Source organism: Serratia odorifera (genome assembly GCF_041448735.1).
Lineage (GTDB): Bacteria > Pseudomonadota > Gammaproteobacteria > Enterobacterales > Enterobacteriaceae > Serratia_F > Serratia_F odorifera.
This window is the reverse complement of sequence record NZ_JBGMUT010000002.1, coordinates 722,528-737,791: the sequence shown is the minus strand read 5'-3', so window position 1 is coordinate 737,791 and position 15,264 is coordinate 722,528. Positions and strand designations below refer to the sequence as shown.

Sequence of the window (15,264 nt, the reverse complement as noted above, 5' to 3'; positions counted from 1 at the left end):
CGCTAAGCTCTGCCACCGCTTTCTTGCAGCAGCCAGTGTTCAAACGCTTTCATCGCCGGCGTTATCGCGCGCGACTTCAGGCTGGTGAGCCAATAAGCGCCAAGATTTACTTCAATGTCAAACGGACGCACCAGCCGTGCCTCCCGCAACGCCTGGCTAAACATCGCCGCCGGTGCCAACGCCACGCCGCCGCCGTTTATCGCGGCTTCCACCATTAACTGCGACGAATCAAACACCGGGCCATTGATGCGCCAAGGTGTCACTCCTGCCACCGCCAGCCAACGGTCCCATTCATCGCGGCGGTAAGAACGTAGCAAGCGCTGATGACGCAACGATGCCGGCGTGGTGAGCCGTGCTGCCAACTGCGGTGGGCACAACGCCGTTAGCGGCGCGTCCAGCAGTTTGACGCTGCGCGTGGCAGGCCAGGCGCCGTCGCCGAAACAGATGGCGAAATCCAGCCCTTCTGCTGCCAGATTGATCACATTGTTGTGGGTCATCACCCGTAAATCGATAAACGGATACTTGCGCTGGAATTCGCCCAGACGCGGCATCAGCCAACCGACAGCAAAGGTTCCCACCGCCGCCACCGTCAATACTTCGTGAAAATGCCCGCCGTCAAACTGCTGCAACACCGATTCAATACGATCAAACGACTCGGTCAGCACCGGCAGTAAGGCCAGCCCTTCGTCGGTGAGATCCAGCCCGCGTGGTAGTCGCTTGAACAGCTGAATATTTAACCGCTCCTCCAGCATGCGTACCTGCTGACTGACCGCCGCCTGCGTGACGTTCAGTTCGCGCGCTGCACGGGTAAAATTAAGGTGGCGAGCGGAAGATTCAAACGCCCGCAGCGCGTTGAGGGGTAACCAGTCACGCATTGATTTCAGCCATTAGTTTTTCTTTATGCTCGATGAAAAATTTATCGATTGTCAGTACAAGTATAATAACGATAAATTGCGCATCTGAATTGTATGAAAGCAAAAAAACCGCCGCATGAGGTTAAGTTCAGGGATGATGATATTTTCGCTCGTGCCCTCATCCCCTAATAAAACTGTTGTCAAATTCCATAATTACCCCTAACGATGCTAACCGGATGAGATATGTATGTTAATTAAACGCCTGGCTTTACTTTCGCTGTGCCTGACTACGCTGCCCGCTTTTGCTGATGCCAGCGACACTCAGGCAGTCGACCAAATCGTGCAGCCCTTGATGCAAAAATATGCCGTGCCGGGAATGGCGATCGCCGTATCGGTTGACGGCAAAACGCATTTTTATAACTATGGCGTAGCCTCAAAACAGAACAAGCAGCCCATTACCAACCAGACGCTATTCGAGATCGGCTCATTGAGCAAGACGTTCACCGCCACGCTGGCGGCCTATGCGCAAAACGCCGGCAAATTCACGCTGGCCGATCCCGCCAGCCGCTATTTGCCACAGCTACGCGGCAGCGCATTTGATCGGGTGACATTGCAAAATCTGGCGACCCACACCTCCGGCCTGCCGCTGTTTGTTCCGGACAACGTCACCAATACTGCACAGCTGATGGATTATTACAAAAACTGGACGCCGACGCAGACGGTAGGCAGTTACCGCATCTATTCCAACCTGGGTATCGGCATGCTGGGTATGATCGCCGCCAACAGCCTCAACCAGCCGTTTGCCGATGCGATGGAGCAACGCCTGCTGGCCGGATTGGGCATGAAGCACAGCTTTGTCAACGTGCCACCGCGCGCGATGGCGGATTACGCCCAGGGTTATAACAAAGAAGACCAGCCGGTGCGCGTGACCCCCGGCCCGCTTGACGCCGAGTCATACGGCTTGAAGTCCAGCTCTGGCGATCTGATCCGCTATCTGAATGCCAACATGGGGTTGGGTAAGGTCGACCCGAGCTGGCAGCAGGCGCTTAACGACAGCCACAAAGGCTATTACCACGCCAGCGAGTTCACACAGAACATGATGTGGGAAAGTTACCCCTACCCGGTCACGCTGGAAAAACTGCTGGCAGGCAATGATGGCAAGGTGATCCTGAACGGCGTGCCGGCAAAGGCGATTACCCCACCGCAGCCGCCGGTACAGCAGGCCTGGTATAACAAAACCGGTTCCACCAACGGCTTCTCGACCTATGCGGTATTTATTCCCGCGCAGAAGATTGCGGTGGTGATGCTGGCCAACAAATCATTCCCCAACGACCAACGCGTGACCGCGGTATATAACATTGTACAAACGCTGAAAAAATAATTGCTTGGCAGCATCAGTAACAAGCCCACTGCGCTGGGCTTGTTCGCCTAGCGCTGCCTTTCGGCACGCTTAATCATGCGGTCATTCGGCGATTGCGTTTTGACCGACAAAGGGGCAACGAACTCTTTCCACTGTTTATCGGCCGACGTGTCGGCAGCAGACGCGTCATCCAGCGTATAGTTATCGTCATGGCTACCACAGCCGGCAAGCGCAATCACGCTAAGGGCAATCAATAGTGTCTTTGGCATCGCTATATCCTTATAGGCAGTAATTGGCCAAATGATAACAAATCTCGCTTACTACGCCAAAGGCCGTAGCCGGCATTATAGGATACGTTGAGACGGGGCGGAGCAACGGACAGCTTTCGCCTGGAGAACGGCACCTAAACCACAAAAGTCAGGCCAGTGCGGCTGGAAGAAATTGAGGGCTGACGTTGGTAACGTGGATAAGGAATTCACTTATAAATCAACAAGACAAAAAAAGACCGACTACGATTCCTTTAACCGCAATCGAATAATTTAATCCTTAAAAATCAAATTATTATAAAAATAAAGAACAAAAAACATTCTTAAAAACCTTCGTTTTACGTCTTTTAGTTTCAAATACTTATCATTATTCTCGTTTCAATTCGGAAAAAGTTCGATTGAATTTTGTGGCAATCCACACCAAAAAGATGGCCAGTCATCATTATTTTTCTCGCGCACCAGAGTGGCGGCATCCCTCAAAACCCCTTTGTGGAGCGTGTTACCGACAAATCCACGATGTTTTGGCGGCTCACTTCCATGCCATTTGCGATTAACTCAACGACAGCAGCGCCGATCTCATTTGCGATAAACATCGCTCTTTCATCATCAATTTCCATACCATAACCTTTGAAGTATGATTTTTGAACAGACCATCATGTCGGTCAAATATTGAAACATCCCCCGAGGTCCGTTATGTTACAACAATGCCGATTGACAAGGAAAATTGATGGATACTGTTGAGGAATTAGGCGGGACGTATTTCTACGCTGGAAGGTACAACCTGAGGGCCAGTGAGCTGTTTTTCATGATCTTCTGCGAAGAAACGGCCACTCAGTTAGGTATTGAGGATATAGCCGCCGTAGCCTTTATCCATGCGGGGAGAAATATTTCACCAACACGAGGGAAATTTAGAACGGCGATACCTGATACCTCCTTGGCATCCCGACAGGCTAGAAAGGTGTTTGGAAATAGAATGTTTCCCCTTGGGTTGAAAATGCCGTCGGTAATCGGAGGCTACCCCCCCTCAACACTAAGACTGCGCATGGTAAGAAAGATGGGTACATTTGTAGGCCGCGCTGTCCCTGTTCTTGGGTGGGTCATCCTTGCAAAAGACATAACAGAGATTTCGTTCAGATCTACAGTTAAGTACAACAACATAGCGCGAGGTGCCGACAAGTTATGGTAGATAAAATTGAAGCGCGCATTTTTGAACTGGTGGATCCTTATAACGGGCGCTCTTGGCTAACGTTTAAGAAGCCGATTCTTACTGGTGATAGTTCGTTGAATCACACCATGAAAATGGATGAGCAGGAAGCTATGGATCTTTTGGATGAAATTTTCACAGAATTTCACCTTGAACACGACGCCTTGGACTTCAGTACCTACTTTCCCGGCAGTAAAACACAATCAAAACCACTCACTATCAATATGCTAATAGAATCAGCCAAAGCTGGGCGCTGGCTGTATTAAGCCTGGTTTCCCCGGCATTTTACATTACGATTCACCAACAGGCTCTGTGGGCACATTCGCTGGTGTCGCCTCCATTTCCTCACGTGCCGGTTTCAGCCTGTTTCAGGGCAAACGCCACCTGTTCTTCGGTATAACGTGTCTTTTTCATGTCAGATGACCTCTTTTTTCACGAGAAGAAAGGCCGAAAACTCTATTTTACGCCGGTACTGAACAAAGGGAAGAGGTCAACCCTGATGGCTTGACGGAAAAATTTGTCGCGGCGCGGCGTTCGACAGGAATAGAATTTGCAGATAGTCCGCCGACGTTCCATGAGATCCGGAGCCTGGCCGGCCGGCTGTATGAGCGGGAAAAGGGAAAGGAATTTGCGCAGAAATTATTGGGGCACAAATCCGAGGCAATGACGGGGAAATACCTGAATTCGCGGGGGAAAGAATACGTGATGCTATAAAAGACCGAATACAGAAATTCGAGTAATATTCGAGTTTTTTCGAGTCGGCGAAAATAAATCATTTAAAATCAAGAAGACAAAAAAAGACCGAATACGATTCCTATATTCGGTCTAGGGAAATGGCTCTTGGGAGAGAGCCGTGCGCTAAAAGTTGGCATTTAATGCAGGGCTTGTTCAGCCATGCACTTTAAGAGTAGCTTACAGCGCTATTTTTGCCAGCCATGCACACGGCAAGTGATAGTTCACCGCAGAAACCATTTCTGTGCCTGCTGCCCCCCGGGGTTAACCTATTGATAAGATGGCAGCCGCAGGCGAATCAACGGGCGCAAAGCGTTTCAGCGCGAGCACGAAAAGGCGCGACGCTCATCTTGTGACCAGGGTTGGCGGCGTCATCCAGCAATATCACCTCCAGCGGCTGTGCGCGTTGCTGGCCTGATTTCACCTGCGCCTCTGCCACATCGTTGAGTGGATACTGCATCAAGGTGCTATTGTTGAGTACAAACAGCGCCCCGCCCTTGCGGCACTGCAATGTCACCTCTTCTTTGGTAAACGCCCACTGTTTGCCGAACTCCAGCTTGGTGACGTTTTCCAGCCCTTCCGACGCCAGCGCGCCTGTAACGCTGCTCAGCAGCATGATGCCAAGTAATGCACGTTTCATAATATGACCCTAAGGTGATGCTTTGAGGCAATTTTCCCGCAATTCGGGGGCCTGCCGCAAGCGACAATCTCAACTCGGCGCATAGGTTGCAAACAAACTGACCAGCCACAGCACCATGCCACCCAAGACAATCTCGCTCCAACAGGCCAGTAGCAAACCGCGTTGCGCCAGCTTCGGCACGCGACTCATCGCCGGCACCACCGCATAGCGGTTGGCCAGCGCGACCACCACCATCAGCGCCACCAGCGCAATTTTAAACAGCAGCAGGCGCTGATACGGCGATGCCAGATCCAGCGGCCAACCGCCAAGAATAATCAGGCTGTTGATCACGCCGGTGACGAGCACCACAATCACCGCGAGGTGCCCCCAGCGGGAGAAGCGAATCAGGGTGACAATGGCGTCCACCCGCCATTGTGGTTGTTGCAGATAACGCAGGCACAGCAAGAGCGGCAGCAGGCTGCCGAACCAATAGCCGGCTGCCAATAAATGCAGTACGTGATTGAAACGATGCAATAGCCCTAGCGCACCGTCGTGCATCGCGGCGTGGCCAATCAACGCCATGCTGGCCAGCAGCAACACACTGAGAACGCTACAGGCCGTATTGCGCCGCCTGACCGGCAGCCACAGCGCCACCAGCGCCAGCAATGCCAAACCGATATGCCAGCGCCATACATCGCCGAAGGTGGTGCCAAGCACCGCCAACCAGACATCGGGCCGGTAGGTATCTGCCCAACCGTCGCCCATCTGCCCGGCCTGCACCGCCACCATCGCCAGCGCCGAAAGCGCGGCAGTGAGCGTCGAGACGATCAACAGTGGGCGTACATCGCGGGAAAGTAATGGAGCAAGGCGCTGCGGCGACAACAAGGCGGTGAATAGGCTGATACCAAACATCAGCATCACCGCCACAAAGTGCACCAAGCGACACAGGACAAACAGAGTCGCTAATGTCATCGGTTATTTTACGGTGAAGCTGTATTGACCTTTGGTTTTGTGACCATCAACCGACACCACGTGCCAGCTGACCTGATATTTCCCGGCCGACAGCTGGCCTTCGATTGGCACGTTGAGCTGGGTGTTATTGTTGGGGTCAAGACTCAGCTTACCGGTTTTCACTTCACCGTTATCTGGCCCGGTGATTTTCACACCGCTAAAGTTGGGTTCAATGCCCTCAGAGAAACTGAGGGTCAGCGCCTGTGGCGCCGGGCTGACGGCGGCGTCTGCGGCCGGCGTTTGCACTTTCAGATGCGCATGAGCCAATGCCTGCTGCGATGACAAACCGACAAACAGCACCAACAATGTGGAAAGCAGGCGATAAGAGGAGCGAATTTTACCGATCATAACGGCGTCCTTAATGTAAATGATAAGGTAATCAGGGTCAGAACCGAGGCCATCCCTGTAACATAGCGGGACAAATGATAACCATGCCCCCGCGGCAAGTCGAGCGCATCACTGCCATTTTGCGATCGCGTAGCACGTATCGCTGGGTAACCCGGCTAAATGCAGGGTATAAAAAAACCGCGTTCTGCAAACAGAAACGCGGTTTTTGACGGGCTGACCAATCAGCCCTGGCCGTGATTGCCTTCAGCCGCCGCGCCCATTTTCTTCAGGTCTTTATCGATGAAGAACAGCGCCTTGCCACTGTTACCCACCAGAGCCAGTTTATCCAGCACCGATTTGAACAGTTTCTCTTCTTCGTGCTGTTCGGCGACATACCATTGCAGGAAGTTGAAGGTAGAGTAATCGCGGGTGGTCATTGCCACGTGCGCCAGTTCATTGATCTGACGGGTGATCAGCTGTTCGTGCTCATAGGTTTGCTGGAATACGTCGGCCAGCGATGCAAACTCAATCGGTGGCGCCGCAATGGTGCCCAGCAATGGCAGCGAACCGGTATCGCTCAGGTAATCAAACAGACGCTGCATATGCTGCATCTCTTCCTGAGAATGCTCCTTCAAAAAGGCCGCTGCACCTTCGAAGCCTTTGTCGCTGCACCATGCGCTCATTTGCAAATACAGGTTGGCAGAATAAAACTCCAGATTGAGTTGTTCATTTAACTGTTTTGCCATCTCTTGCGTCAGCATAAGTTTTCCTTTTAATTTTTGCAGGCCATTATTTAAATTTTCCGCATTATGCCCCGGGAAGAACAAAATAAAAACAGTTGATTTACATCTCAGGACAATTAATTTTTAAATACTTAAATATCAATAACATAAAATAAAAATTCTGACAGCCATGAAAATAAATATGATAACCATTTACATCTCTAGAAATAATTAAAAGCGAATCATTCTTATTTAAATTAATAAATACATTCCGGTAATCCGATGACAAGAATAACGGCAGTGTATGAATGCCGTGACTCTCCATGGTTTTCGAGGCTTGCCAAGCGCCCTGGAGTGGATTACCTTCTGCGCTGTTTGCATGCGGTAACGGTAAGGAGAACAGCGTGGGATACAATCTGGCAGAGCTTTCCAAAGATGAAATGGATAAGGTGAACGTGGATTTGGCCGCCTCTGGCGTGGCATTTAAAGAACGCTACAATATGCCGGTGATCCCTGAGGTGGTGGAACGCGAGCAGCCGGCACATTTGCGTGATTACTTCCGCGAGCGCGTGGCGCACTACCGTATGGAGTCACACAAGTTTTCTCGTCTGCCCTATGAACCGAAAATGAAATAGCGGCAAATGACGGGCGCGTTATACGCCGCCCGTTGCTTCACCGCCGGTGGCCAGGCATTACGTGCCGGCAAAGTTGTCGGTTGCCAGCATCAACTGATGCAATATGCCTGGCTCATCAAATGAGTGACCCGCTCCTTCGACAATATGCAGTTGCGCCTCTGGCCAGGCTTTGGCCAGGTCCCAGGCGTTTTGTACCTGACAGGCCATATCATAGCGCCCGTGGACAATCACCGCCGGAATATGGCGAATCAATGACACGTCGCGCAATAGCTGATCGTCACTGTCGAGGAAACCAAGATGGGTGAAATAGTGATTTTCGATGCGTGCAAATGCCAACGCGAAATCGTCCTCGCCAAACGACGCGGATTCTTTGCTTGGCAGCAGAGTAACGGTTTCCCCTTCCCATACGCTCCACAGCTTGGCGGCTTCCAGCTGCACCTCAGGATCCGATGAGGTCAACCGTTGACGGTAGGCGGCGATCACGTCCTTGCGCTCTTCCTCGGACAAGATCGACAGCACTCGCTCCCATTTTTCCGGGAAGAAACGTGACGCCCCGTCCTGGTAGTACCACAGCAGCTCTTGGCGACGCAGCGTGAAGATGCCGCGCAGCACCATTTCGCTGACGCGCTGCGGATGCCGTTGAGCATAGGCCAGCGCCAGGGTTGAACCCCATGAACCGCCGAACACCAGCCACTGCTCCACGCCGGCCATTTCACGCAGACGCTCGATATCGGCCACCAGGTGCCAGGTGGTGTTGTTGTCCAGGCTAGCATGAGGACGGGAACGGCCGCAGCCACGCTGATCGAACAACAGCACTTTATAACGTTGCGGATCGAACAGCTGACGATGATGGGGAGAAATGCCACCACCCGGGCCGCCGTGGATAAACACTGCCGGCTTGCCGTTGGGATTACCGCTTAATTCCCAGTAGATCCGGTGGCCATCCCCAGTATCCAGCCAACCGCTGTCATACGCTGCCAACGGTGGGTACAAACCTCGTAATTGTTCCATGGCGCTTCCGTCTCTTGGTGAGTTATGACTCCATCAAAGCCCAAGCGCTGCATCAGGTCAACGGCAAAACCCGAAAACTCCCACCGTTACCGGGTCCGGCGCGTTCGATTGCTTAAAATCAATACGACTTGCTTTACTTTACGCCACTGAGTGACGCTCAGACGCGGTAAAAGGTGATTGGCAGCGCTGCTGGCTGCCGTTAAGCTAGTGGGGATAATTTCGCGAGGACAGCATGACGTTACGAGTAATAGATACCGAAACCTGCGGGTTGGACGGCGGTATTGTCGAGGTGGCCTCGATAGATATCATCGATGGCCAGCTCGCCAATCCGATGAGCGATCTGGTGTGCCCAGACCGGCCAATCGGCATCGAAGCGATGGCGATTCACCATATCACCGAAGCGATGGTGGAAGACAAGCCACGTATCGCCGTCGCTATCGGCCGTTATATGGGGAGCGAATATTACGTGGCGCATAATGCCGCCTTCGATCGCGGCGTTTTGCCGGAAATGAACGGCCGCTGGATCTGTACCGTCAAGCTGGCGCGTGCGCTCTACCCCGGTATCAAATACGGTAATCAATATTTGCGTTATGCACTGAATCTCGAGGTACAGCTGCCGCAGGACACCACGCTGTATCCGCATCGCGCGCTGTATGACTGCTACGTCACCGCCGCACTGTTGCAGCGCATCATCAAGGACTCAGGCTGGTCAGCGGAAGAAATGGCCAACATTACCGAACAGCCGGTGCTGTTAAAAACCTTCAAGTTCGGTAAGTATCGCGGCCAGCCGATCGATCGCATCGCCCAGGAAGATCCTGGCTATCTGCGCTGGATGCTGAAGTCGATTACCGACCTCAGCCCAGACATGAAGCACACGCTGAAGTACTATCTGGTAGGATAACTATGCGGGCAACCCTTGCTGCCCGCATTGACGTTACTCCGCCAGCGACAGGATAAAAGCATACTCCAGCGCAATGTCTTCGTAGGCTTTGAAACGGCCGGATTTCCCACCATGCCCGGAATCCATATCGGTGTGCAGCAATAGCTGGCGGTCATCGGTTTTCAGATCGCGCAGTTTTGCCACCCACTTGGCCGGCTCCCAATACTGCACCTGTGAATCATGCAAACCGGTGGTGACCAGCATATGCGGGTAATCCTGCGCGCTGACGCGATCGTAGGGGCTGTACTGTTTAATGTAATCGTAATACGGCTTTTGGTTGGGGTTGCCCCATTCGTCGTATTCACCGGTGGTCAGTGGAATGGATTCATCAAGCATGGTGGTCACCACGTCGACGAAGGGAACCTGCGCCACGATACCATGGTATAGCGTCGGTGCCTGATTGATCACCGCGCCCATCAGCAGACCACCGGCGCTGCCGCCCATGGCAAATACCCGCTTGGCATCACCATAACCCTGCTCTATCAGGCTGTGGGTGACGTCAATAAAATCATTGAAGGTGTTCTGCTTGTTGAACAGCTTGCCATCTTCATACCACAGTTGCCCCAATTCACCGCCGCCGCGAATGTGCGCCAGCGCAAAGACAAAACCGCGATCCAGCAGGCTCAGGCGACTGCCGCTGAACGCCGGATCCATGCTGCTGCCGTACGAGCCGTAGCCGTAAACCAGCAGCGGATTGCCAGCACGGGCAAATTTGTCAGCGCGATACACCAGCGATACCGGCACCTCAACCCCGTCACGCGCCGTTACCCACACCCGCTCGCTGCGGTAATTTTCCGGCGTGAAGTTCTTCACTTCCTGCTGTTTGAGCATCACCCGTTCGCCGCTGTCGAGATCCAGTTGATACAAGGTCGTCGGCGTGGTCATCGACGAATAGCCATAGCGCAGCAGCGCGGTTTCCGGCTCCGGATTATAAGCCAGCCAGGTGACATAAGTGGGATCGTCGAACGCAATGCGTTTTTCTTCGCCGCTGTTCCAATGAATCTGTCGCAGTTGGGTCAAGCCAGCCGCTCGCTCCTCCACCACCAGCCAGTCGCGGAACAGGTTAAAGCCCTCCAGCATCACCTCGCTGCGCGGCGCGATCAGCGTTTGCCACTGCGCTTCGTCGGGCTGGATGCTTTGATACAGGCCGAAGTTCTTGCCGTCCTTATTGGAACGAATATAGAAATGCTGGTGATAGTGATCGAGACCGTATTCATGATCCTTGCGACGCGGGACAAACAGCTGCGGCATCGTTTCGGCGCTGTCGGCGTCCAGCAGCAGAATCTCTGATGTGGTAGTACTGCTGAGGTGGATCAGGATATAGCGTTCGGAAGTGGTCTTTTCCAGGCTGACGTAGAAAGTGTCGTCGGTTTCTTCGTAAACCAGCACGTCCAGCAACGGGTCGCTGCCGATCACATGGCGGTAAACCTGATATGGCAGCAGCGTCTTGGCATGCTTGCGTACGTAATAGACGCTGGCAGAATCGTTGGCCCATTCAAAGCTGCCAGAGGTGTTTTCCAACACCTCTTCGGCCCAACGCTGCTCTTGCAGATATTTGAATCGAATATCATATTGCCGGCGTGACAAAAAGTCCTCCGCCAACGCCATGACTTGATTGTTCGGGCTGACTTCCAGCCCACCCAGGGTATAAAACTCGCGCCCTTCTGCTCGCTGGTTGCAATCCAGCAGCGTCTCCCACTGCTCGGTTTCAGCCGCCGGCTGGCGCATGTACAGCGCATATTCGTTACCCGGCTCGTAACGGGTCTGGTAACGATAGCCATGGCGTACGTGCGGCACCGAATGCTCCTGCTGCGGGATCCGTGCCACCATTTCTTCGTATAGCGCTTCACGCAACGCCTGCTGCGGTTGTAACGTGGCCTCGGTGAATGCATTCTCCGCCTGCAGGTAGTCCAGCACCTGCGGATCGGTGCGTTCGTCGTCGCGTAGCCAATAGTAGTCGTCAACACGGGTATCGCCGTGCGTGGTGATAGGATACGGCCGTTTCTCGGCTTTTGGAGGTGTCATCATTACTAAATCATCCGCTTACAAACATTACTGTAAGGGTGGCACGTTTTCTTCAGGATAAAAAGCGGTACGGTTAGGCCAATTCGCGCTTTTTCTGGTTCACGTCGCTTTCGATGCCCTGCTTGACGTCCGCCGGGATTTTCAGCGACTGCGCCAGCGCATCCAGATAGCCGCGCTCCATAAAATGATCGACGTCGATAACCATGCAACTCAGGTAGTACACTTCCAACGCTTCATCTTCGTTTTTGACGCTTTGAGCGATCAGATCCGGATTCAGCGGTTGGTCGATCGCCTGTTGCACCCAGGTCTGCGCTTCTTCCCCTACCTGCAGCTGTTCCAGGCTATGGTCGATGGCGCGGCGTTCTTCAGCATCAATATGGCCATCGCTCTTGGCGGCGAACACCAATGCCTGCACCAGGCGCTTGGCACGTTGGTCAACCGGAGTAATCTGGTTGCCGAACTGCGGCTCATCCTGGTGGGTTTCCTTGACTCGCGCCTTGTATTTGTTCCAAATCACCGCGCCCACAGCGGCGCTCCCCCCGATAATCAGCGCGTTTTTGCCAAACTTGCCCACCAGTTTGCGTGACGACTTGTTAGCCAGCAGTACGCCAACCAAACCGCCCAGCGCGGTAGGTGCCAGCAGCTTGCCGATGCCTTCACTTCCGCCAGCGGCCCCGGCTTTCTGCCCCAACATCGATTGAATCTGCTGCATCCAGTTGTTTTTCATTGTCGCTCCTCACCAGTATGTCGACGCGCAACGGCATTGCCAGGCCGCGCGCAGTTAGCCACCAGATTAGGGGATCTTTTGTCAACTTACGTATGGGGATGAAAACTTGTGTTGAGCAGCCGGAGATTGGCTCGGTTAACTCGAGGGTAAAGTGCGGTCATCATCAGGGCGCACATGGCGCCCTTGGCAGAGCGGTTACGATAACCGGAGGAAGTTACTCCGCGACGCTGTAAGCGATTTCGCCCTGGTTGCAGTTGAGCGTTACGTTGTAGATTTTGTCCGTCTTGCTGCCACGCACCGTCAGCGGCACCTGCCAGACATTATCTTTGCCGACGATGGCGTCCGGACTGACCCAGACAATCGGCGTTGCGGTGCCCAGTTGCTTCTTGTCAGCATCCCAGCGCGTAATGCGGTTTTGCAAGAAATCGCGTTTTACCTGCGCCGCTACGTCCGCCGCCTGCAGGCCGCTGCATTGCGCAACCTTGGCGCTACGCAGTTGTTGCGCCTGTGCCGTACCGGTCAATCCAGCTACCGCCACCAGTGCGACCACCCATGACCATCCCGTTTTGTTCATATGTCCTCCCGTTGTGGTTATCACTATCCGGGGGGCAGCCCCGCTGCGAACAACGGGTCGGGCCGTGGGCTAGCGTTTGATAAAGGCAATCACAAACAGTTCGTCCAGCCCCGGATAGATTTCCTTGATAACCTGCTTCAGCTCGCCAAGCGGCATGTTTTCCTGTTTGGCGTGTTGTTCGGTCAACGCCTCCAGACGGATTGGCGTCACCGACAGCACTTCAATCAGGCAGAAAAACACGCCGTCCTCATGACGGCTGACGCGCAAGACATCCCCGGGCTGGAAGTGTGACTCACTGGCGTCCCGTAGAGTAATGGTTTTGCGCCCAGCCAGGATATCCGGCTCAAAGCGGCTGAAGAAAGTTATTCCGCGGCTCATTCTAGACCCTTTTTCATTACAATGCTGCAACATAAACCGCTACGCCGCCTGCTTTTCTGCCTGCGACTGGGGATTTTTGCTCGCGGCCGGCTTGTCGCCCTTGGCCTTGGCCGGTTTTTGGCTCACCGCCTGCGGCGCTGCACCACGCAGAATTTGCGTCAGCGCCTCTTTATGTTCTGCCAGATAGAAGCTCAGGGCTTCGCGTTGCTCTTCCTCCAGCGTTAGTGGCGCCTGTTGTAGCCACTCGCCAAGACTGTCGGCCAGATCGAGCATTTTGTCGTAGGCATCGGCTTCTTTCTTGCTTGCGAACGTCATTTTTTCCTCACCGTTTCTGACCACCAGGTATTTTACTTCAACTGCCATCTGTGTATTCCTCAAAGGTTGAAACACTGTATTTATATACAGTATAAGGCGTTATAGTGCGGGGGTTCAAGCGCCCCCGCCTGTTATTATTTCAGCAGCCGCGCCTTGCAGCTTTTGCCTTTGATCTTGCCCTGCTGCAATTGTTGCAACGCCTTGCGCGCGCTGGCCTTGCGGATAGCCACGTAGGCGTGCACCGGGAACATATCGATTTTACCGACCTCGGCCGCGGTCAGACCCGCCTCTCCGGTCAACGCCCCGAGAATATCGCCGGGGCGAATCTTCGCCTTGCGGCCGCCGTCAATGCACAGCGTGGCCATTTCCGCTTCCAGCGGTGCCGTTGACGCACCGCTCAATTCACTGACTGACGCCCATTGCAACTTGCGGTCCAGATACTCTTCCAGCGCGTGGGCGCGTGTCATTTCCTGCGGCGCACACAGGCTAATGGCCAGCCCGCTCATGCCGGCACGGCCGGTACGGCCAATGCGGTGCACATGCACTTCCGGGTCGAACGACAGTTCGTAATTGACCACCAGTTCAAGATCCTTGATATCCAGACCGCGTGCGGCGACGTCGGTCGCTACCAGCACGCGACAGCTGCGGTTGGCAAAACGCACCAGCACCTGATCGCGATCGCGCTGCTCCAGATCGCCATGCAGTGCCAGCACGCTGATGCCGCGTGCCTCCAATGCTTCAAACACGCTCTGACAATCGCGTTTGGTATTGCAGAACACCACGCAAGACGTTGGCTGAAAATGGCGAATGGCGGCCACCAACAACGCCGGACGCTGATCGCGGGTGGTTTCGTAAAAGCGCTGAGCGATGGTGGTTGGCGCGTCGCCGTCGTCGACTTCCACGCTCAACGGCGCGCGTTGCACCCGGTCGCTGATGCGCTCGATGCCCGCGGGATAGGTCGCGGAAAACAGCAGCGTTTGGCGCTGCGGCGGCGTGTAGCTGATTACCTGGTCAATGTCGTCGGCAAAGCCCATGTCGAGCATGCGGTCGGCTTCGTCCAGCACCAGCACTTTCACCTCATCCAGCACCAGAGTCTTCTTACGCAGGTGTTCCTGGATACGGCCCGGCGTTCCCACCACGATATGCGGCGCATGCACCAGCGAATCCAGCTGAGCGCCCATCGGCTGACCGCCACACAGGGTAAGGATTTTGATGTTTTGCGTGAAACGCGCCAAGCGGCGCAGCTCTTTGCTGACCTGATCGGCCAGCTCACGCGTTGGACACAAAATCAGCGCCTGGGTCGCCACCTGGCTGACGTTGATTTTGTCCAGCAGGCCAATACCGAACGCCGCCGTCTTGCCGCTGCCGGTTTTTGCCTTGGCGCGCACGTCTTGCCCGTTGAGGATGGCAGGCAGCGCGGCAGCCTGTACCGGTGTCATTTCGGCATACCCCAGTTCATTGAGGTTGGCCAACTGTTCGGCTGGCAGCGGCAGGGAAGAAAAGGAAACTGTGCTCACGGCGATAACTCTTATATGGCAGATGGAAAGGCGGCGCGACCGGCTGG

The 15,264-nt window shown here is 54.2% G+C and carries 19 protein-coding genes and 1 pseudogene; 6 read left to right on the top strand and 14 right to left on the bottom strand.

What is annotated here, in order from left to right:
* Positions 1–2: 2 nt before the first annotated feature.
* Complete coding sequence (locus ACCC84_RS09580) at positions 3–875, bottom strand: LysR family transcriptional regulator (protein WP_004961910.1); 873 nt, start codon at positions 873–875, stop codon at positions 3–5.
* 226 nt (positions 876–1,101) lie between these two features.
* Between ACCC84_RS09580 and ampC the strand changes: the two genes are divergently transcribed.
* Positions 1,102–2,235, top strand: a complete 1,134-nt coding sequence (gene ampC, locus ACCC84_RS09575) for a class C beta-lactamase (protein WP_198772878.1) — start codon at positions 1,102–1,104, stop codon at positions 2,233–2,235.
* Positions 2,236–2,282: 47 nt separating this feature from the next.
* Here ampC and ACCC84_RS09570 read toward each other — a convergent pair whose 3' ends face one another.
* Positions 2,283–2,483 (bottom strand): hypothetical protein, encoded by a 201-nt coding sequence (locus tag ACCC84_RS09570; protein ID WP_198772879.1) that lies wholly within the window; start codon positions 2,481–2,483, stop codon positions 2,283–2,285.
* A 473-nt stretch (positions 2,484–2,956) separates the two neighbouring features.
* A complete protein-coding gene (locus ACCC84_RS09565) occupies positions 2,957–3,097 on the bottom strand; it encodes a hypothetical protein (RefSeq protein WP_371901791.1) in 141 nt (46 codons plus the stop codon).
* Between the two features lie 110 nt (positions 3,098–3,207).
* On the opposite strand from ACCC84_RS09565, the gene ACCC84_RS09560 reads away from it, so the two are divergent.
* The 3 genes and pseudogenes from ACCC84_RS09560 to ACCC84_RS09550 all read left to right on the top strand — a co-directional run.
* Positions 3,208–3,666, top strand: a complete 459-nt coding sequence (locus tag ACCC84_RS09560; RefSeq protein WP_004961899.1) for an STM2901 family protein — start codon at positions 3,208–3,210, stop codon at positions 3,664–3,666.
* Positions 3,660–3,950: a DUF1493 family protein gene (locus ACCC84_RS09555; RefSeq protein ID WP_198772880.1), complete on the top strand. Its 291-nt coding sequence runs from the start codon at positions 3,660–3,662 to the stop codon at positions 3,948–3,950. Before ACCC84_RS09560 ends, ACCC84_RS09555 begins: the two co-directional genes overlap by 7 nt.
* Before the next feature lie 187 nt (positions 3,951–4,137).
* Positions 4,138–4,398 (top strand): annotated as a pseudogene (locus tag ACCC84_RS09550) (tyrosine-type recombinase/integrase); the annotation flags it as partial.
* A gap of 316 nt (positions 4,399–4,714) precedes the next feature.
* On the opposite strand, the gene ACCC84_RS09545 reads toward ACCC84_RS09550, so the two are convergent.
* From ACCC84_RS09545 to ftnA, 4 genes are all read right to left on the bottom strand, one after another.
* On the bottom strand, positions 4,715–5,056 hold the full coding sequence (locus ACCC84_RS09545) for a YebY family protein (protein WP_004961891.1): 342 nt from the start codon (positions 5,054–5,056) through the stop codon (positions 4,715–4,717).
* A gap of 69 nt (positions 5,057–5,125) precedes the next feature.
* A complete protein-coding gene (gene copD / locus ACCC84_RS09540; protein ID WP_371901790.1) occupies positions 5,126–6,007 on the bottom strand; it encodes a copper homeostasis membrane protein CopD in 882 nt (293 codons plus the stop codon).
* A 3-nt stretch (positions 6,008–6,010) separates the two neighbouring features.
* Positions 6,011–6,394: a CopC domain-containing protein YobA gene (yobA, locus tag ACCC84_RS09535; protein WP_004961886.1), complete on the bottom strand. Its 384-nt coding sequence runs from the start codon at positions 6,392–6,394 to the stop codon at positions 6,011–6,013.
* 221 nt (positions 6,395–6,615) lie between these two features.
* Entirely contained in the window at positions 6,616–7,134 is a 519-nt protein-coding gene (gene ftnA / locus ACCC84_RS09530) for a non-heme ferritin (protein WP_004961883.1), read from the bottom strand.
* Positions 7,135–7,499: 365 nt separating this feature from the next.
* Here ftnA and ACCC84_RS09525 point away from each other — a divergent pair, with 365 nt between their 5' ends.
* Positions 7,500–7,730, top strand: coding sequence for a DNA polymerase III subunit theta (locus tag ACCC84_RS09525; RefSeq protein WP_039992023.1), 231 nt, complete (start codon positions 7,500–7,502; stop codon positions 7,728–7,730).
* Between the two features lie 57 nt (positions 7,731–7,787).
* Here the strand turns inward: ACCC84_RS09525 and pip are convergent, their stop codons facing one another.
* A complete protein-coding gene (gene pip, locus ACCC84_RS09520; RefSeq protein WP_198772884.1) occupies positions 7,788–8,741 on the bottom strand; it encodes a prolyl aminopeptidase in 954 nt (317 codons plus the stop codon).
* A 232-nt stretch (positions 8,742–8,973) separates the two neighbouring features.
* On the opposite strand from pip, the gene exoX reads away from it, so the two are divergent.
* Entirely contained in the window at positions 8,974–9,642 is a 669-nt protein-coding gene (gene exoX, locus ACCC84_RS09515) for an exodeoxyribonuclease X (RefSeq protein ID WP_371901789.1), read from the top strand.
* A 33-nt stretch (positions 9,643–9,675) separates the two neighbouring features.
* On the opposite strand, the gene ACCC84_RS09510 is transcribed toward exoX, so the two are convergent.
* From ACCC84_RS09510 to dbpA, 6 genes are all read right to left on the bottom strand, one after another.
* A complete protein-coding gene (locus ACCC84_RS09510; protein WP_004961871.1) occupies positions 9,676–11,709 on the bottom strand; it encodes a S9 family peptidase in 2,034 nt (677 codons plus the stop codon).
* Between the two features lie 70 nt (positions 11,710–11,779).
* Positions 11,780–12,433, bottom strand: coding sequence for a tellurite resistance TerB family protein (locus ACCC84_RS09505; RefSeq protein ID WP_004961868.1), 654 nt, complete (start codon positions 12,431–12,433; stop codon positions 11,780–11,782).
* Positions 12,434–12,647: 214 nt separating this feature from the next.
* Positions 12,648–13,007 (bottom strand): protein YebF, encoded by a 360-nt coding sequence (gene yebF, locus ACCC84_RS09500; RefSeq protein WP_004961866.1) that lies wholly within the window; start codon positions 13,005–13,007, stop codon positions 12,648–12,650.
* Between the two features lie 69 nt (positions 13,008–13,076).
* Entirely contained in the window at positions 13,077–13,385 is a 309-nt protein-coding gene (yqfB, locus tag ACCC84_RS09495; protein WP_004961863.1) for a N(4)-acetylcytidine aminohydrolase, read from the bottom strand.
* A gap of 39 nt (positions 13,386–13,424) precedes the next feature.
* Positions 13,425–13,748 carry a YebG family protein gene (locus ACCC84_RS09490; RefSeq protein WP_004961861.1) on the bottom strand — a complete coding sequence of 108 codons (324 nt, stop codon included), beginning with the start codon at positions 13,746–13,748 and terminating at the stop codon, positions 13,425–13,427.
* Positions 13,749–13,834: 86 nt separating this feature from the next.
* A complete protein-coding gene (gene dbpA / locus ACCC84_RS09485; RefSeq protein WP_371901788.1) occupies positions 13,835–15,217 on the bottom strand; it encodes an ATP-dependent RNA helicase DbpA in 1,383 nt (460 codons plus the stop codon).
* Between the last annotated feature and the right edge of the window lie 47 nt (positions 15,218–15,264).